The sequence below is a fragment of the Bradyrhizobium genomosp. I (2014) genome, assembly GCF_000261685.1.
Lineage (GTDB): Bacteria > Pseudomonadota > Alphaproteobacteria > Rhizobiales > Xanthobacteraceae > Bradyrhizobium.
In genome coordinates this window covers 1-3,786 of record NZ_AJQE01000321.1, presented here as the reverse complement: position 1 = coordinate 3,786, position 3,786 = coordinate 1, and the positions used below count along the sequence as shown (strand labels likewise).

At 65.7% G+C, this 3,786-nt stretch carries 4 protein-coding genes and 1 pseudogene; 3 read left to right on the top strand and 2 right to left on the bottom strand.

Annotated elements, in window-relative coordinates:
- Positions 1–186 precede the first annotated feature (186 nt).
- Entirely contained in the window at positions 187–1,467 is a 1,281-nt protein-coding gene (locus IC50_RS29195; protein WP_035712921.1) for an O-acetylhomoserine aminocarboxypropyltransferase, read from the top strand.
- A 185-nt stretch (positions 1,468–1,652) separates the two neighbouring features.
- The gene (locus tag IC50_RS29190) at positions 1,653–1,994 is read left to right on the top strand and encodes a hypothetical protein (protein ID WP_035712919.1); all 342 of its coding nucleotides are present in this window, start codon (positions 1,653–1,655) and stop codon (positions 1,992–1,994) included.
- Positions 1,995–2,032: 38 nt separating this feature from the next.
- Here the strand turns inward: IC50_RS29190 and IC50_RS29185 are convergent, their stop codons facing one another.
- Positions 2,033–3,115, bottom strand: coding sequence for a COX15/CtaA family protein (locus tag IC50_RS29185; protein ID WP_035712916.1), 1,083 nt, complete (start codon positions 3,113–3,115; stop codon positions 2,033–2,035).
- 110 nt (positions 3,116–3,225) lie between these two features.
- Between IC50_RS29185 and IC50_RS29180 the strand changes: the two genes are divergently transcribed.
- The gene (locus IC50_RS29180) at positions 3,226–3,447 is read left to right on the top strand and encodes a DUF2842 domain-containing protein (protein ID WP_018320088.1); all 222 of its coding nucleotides are present in this window, start codon (positions 3,226–3,228) and stop codon (positions 3,445–3,447) included.
- Here the strand turns inward: IC50_RS29180 and IC50_RS29175 are convergent.
- A pseudogene (locus IC50_RS29175) lies at positions 3,431–3,786 on the bottom strand (polysaccharide deacetylase family protein); the annotation flags it as partial. The gene IC50_RS29180 and the pseudogene IC50_RS29175 overlap by 17 nt on opposite strands.

Sequence of the window (3,786 nt, the reverse complement as noted above, 5' to 3'; positions counted from 1 at the left end):
ACGGCGGCATCCGATCGCGCCGCGAAAAACAAGAGCGAGCAGAGCTGACGCAGTTGCGAAGGATTTCTTTCGCGAACGCGACAATGCGTAGCACGATCATTCCGATGTGAGGCCGCGCCTTGACGGCGAGCGCGGCGCCGATCAGCATGCCGCGCGATTTCAGACCACAAGACATAGGACGCCCAAATGAGCGATCGCCTTCCGGGATTTTCAACCCTTGCCGTGCATGCCGGTGCACAGCCCGACCCCACCACCGGTGCGCGCGCAACGCCGATCTATCAGACGACGTCCTTCGTCTTCAACGATGCCGACCACGCCGCTTCGCTGTTCGGCCTGCAGGCGTTCGGCAACATCTATACCCGCATCGGCAACCCGACCAACGCCGTGCTGGAAGAGCGCGTCGCCGCGCTCGAAGGCGGCACGGCCGCGCTGGCGGTGGCCTCGGGCCATGCCGCGCAGGTCGTGGTGCTGCAGCAGTTGCTTCAGCCCGGCGACGAATTCATCGCCGCGCGAAAGCTCTATGGCGGCTCGATCAACCAGTTCACGCACGCGTTCAAGAGCTTTGGCTGGAACGTGATGTGGGCCGATCCCGATGACATCGCAAGCTTCGAGCGCGCGGTGACGCCGCGCACGAAGGCCATCTTCATCGAGTCGATCGCCAACCCCGCCGGCAGCATCACCGACATCGAGGCGATCTCGACGGTGGCGCGCAAGGCGGGCGTGCCGCTGATCGTCGACAACACGCTGGCCTCGCCCTACCTGATCCGTCCGATCGACCACGGCGCCGACATCGTCGTGCACTCGCTGACGAAATTTCTCGGCGGCCACGGCAATTCGCTCGGCGGCATCATCGTCGACGCCGGCACCTTCGACTGGTCCACGGGCGGAAAATATCCGATGCTGTCGGAGCCGCGCCCCGAATATCACGGCATCCGCCTGCAGGAGACCTTCGGCAATTTCGCCTTCGCGATCGCCTGCCGCGTGCTGGGCCTGCGCGATCTAGGCCCCGCGCTGTCGCCCTTCAACGCCTTCATGATCCTGACCGGCATCGAGACGCTGCCGCTGCGCATGCAGAAACACTGCGACAATGCCAAGGCGGTCGCCGAATTCCTCGCCGGCCATCCGGCAGTGGCCTCGGTGAGCTATGCGGGTCTTCCAAACGACAAGTACCACCAGCTCGCGCGCAAATACGCGCCGAAGGGCGCGGGCGCGGTGTTCACCTTCAGCCTGAAGGGCGGCTATGACGCCGGTGTCAGCCTGGTGTCGAAACTGCAGCTGTTCTCGCACCTCGCCAATGTCGGCGACACTCGCTCGCTCGTGATTCACCCCGCCTCGACCACGCACAGCCAGCTCGACGACGCCGCCAAGATCAAGTCCGGCGCCGGCCCCGACGTGGTGCGGCTCTCGGTCGGCATCGAGGACAAGGAAGACCTGATCGCGGACCTGGAACAGGCGCTGGGAGCGTAGTCCCCTCCGGTCGTTCCGGGGTGGTGCGGAGCACCGAACCCGGAACATCGAGGTCATTTGCTCACCTCTGGATTCCGGGTTCGGTCCTGGCGGACCGCCCCGGAATGACGACGCCGGTTAATACTCATTAACCATACCCGCCCCATACATCGTCCTTGGATCGCCCCTTTGATTCGGAGCCGACGATGCTGCGCTGGATGGTGCCTGCCCTTGCGGCGATGCTGACGGTCTCAAGCGTGCTCGCCGCCGATCTGCCGGCGACGGCGAAGCGGCGCGTTGTCGTGCCGCAGGACCCGCCACAGGTCTATGTCGAAACCGATCCGGATGCGCTGATCTCGCCGGCCTATGGCATCGGCAGCTACATCCGCAACCTGCCGGGGACGCCGCTGCTGCCCGGCTCCCACGCGCTGCCGGGCTATTATGGTCGCCCCTGGAGCTACGATTATCAGGGCGCGTATTACGGCGGGAAGCAGGTCGACTATTTCTGGCGCCTGCCCTACGCGTGCGGCGTTTACGGCTATTGCTGATCAGCCGGGGCGATGGTGATCAGCCGGGCTGATGGTGATCAGCCGGGCTGACTGACCGGAACCGCGCGCGGCTGTGCTTCCGCAGATTGTCGCGAGGCCAGCCGTTCGACCTGCATCACCGCAAGCGTCAACACCACGATCGCGACTGCCTGGTGGGCGAGCGCGAGATCGATCGGCACCTGGTTGAGCAGCGTGAGAATGCCGAGCACCGCCTGCAGGCTCACTGCCGCAAACAGCCACAGCGCGCCGGTCGCTGCCGACCCTGCGCGCGAGCGCGCCGCGTCGATCGCGTGCAGCGCCGCCAGCATGAACAGCGCATAGGCCGTCATGCGGTGTTCGAACTGCACCGTCAGCACATTGTCGAACATGTTGCGCCACCACGGCGTCTCGAACCACAGCCGGTCCGCCGACGGGATGAACGCGCCATCGATCTGCGGCCACGTGTTGTAGGCACGCCCGGCGCGCAGGCCCGCGACCAGCGCGCCGAAATAGATCTGCACGAAGGTCACGACGAGAAGCAGCGCGCTCGTGAACCGCAGCCGGGCCGGTGCTGCGATCTGCGGCCGCTCTTTGAGCCGCCGCACCGTCCAGACGATCCCGGCGAAGATCAGAAGCGCGAGCAGCAGATGTGTCGCCAGCCGATATTGCGAGACCTCGACCCGCTCGGTCAGGCCCGAGGCCACCATCCACCAGCCGACCGCGCCCTGGAGTCCGCCAAGCGCGAAGAGCAGCCATAGACGCCGCTTCAACTCGCCGGGGAGGCCGCCGCGCCACAGGAAGAACAGGAACGGCAGGAGATAGGCGACGCCGATGAAGCGGCCGAGAAGCCGGTGGCTCCACTCCCACCAGAAGATCTCCTTGAACTCGGACAGGCTCATGCCCGCGTTGAGTTCGCGATATTGCGGGATCTTCTTGTAGGCCTCGAACGCCTCGGTCCACTGCGCCTCCGATAGCGGCGGAACACTGCCCGCGACCGGCTTCCATTCGACGATCGAGAGGCCGGATTCCGTCAGCCGGGTCGCGCCACCGACCAGCACCATCAGCGCGATCAAAGCGGCCACGGCGATCAGCCACCAGCGCACGGCGCGATGCGGGTTGATTGGAGCGGAAATCGTCGTCATTTCAGGGGCAAAACCAAGCCTTGGACCCAAGAGACTTGAACCGGACTGCGTGCCCCTTATAGTCCCCCGCTCCCTCAGTGCAAGTTACGCGAAAGCAGCAAGCTCCCGCCATGACGATCCGCACCCGCAAGTTCCTCGGCGCCATCCTGCTCCTGGTGCTGGCCACCGTCTGGGCCCTGCTCGGGATGGCGGCCGCGCAGATGCCGTGGATCGCCGAGTCCGGCTGGCGGCAGGCGATCTACTACGTGGTGGTCGGCATGGGCTGGGTGCTGCCGGCGATGCCGATCGTGAGCTGGATGCAGCGGCCCGACCGGGTCAAGTCTGGCTCGTAGCGGTCGGCTTCACCGGCGCAAAGGCAACACCCGACACCAGCACGCGCAACATGCGCAGCGAGCGCACCCGGCCGTCCCAGGAGATCCGCGGCAGCGCGCGCAGATTGGTCCGCCCCTCTGCATCCACGATGCCTGATATCGTCGACACCGCGCTGGCAAAGCCGGCCTCCTCCGCCATCACGACGTGGCTGCGCCGAAACGAAGAGCGATCGCCGAACGGAAAGGCGAAATGCCTGATCTCGCGGCGGAAAGCCGCTTCCGCCACCGCCTTGCCCATCGTCATCTCGCGCAGCGCGGCGGCGTCCTTCATGTTGGCGAGGACAGGATAGTTGACGGTCG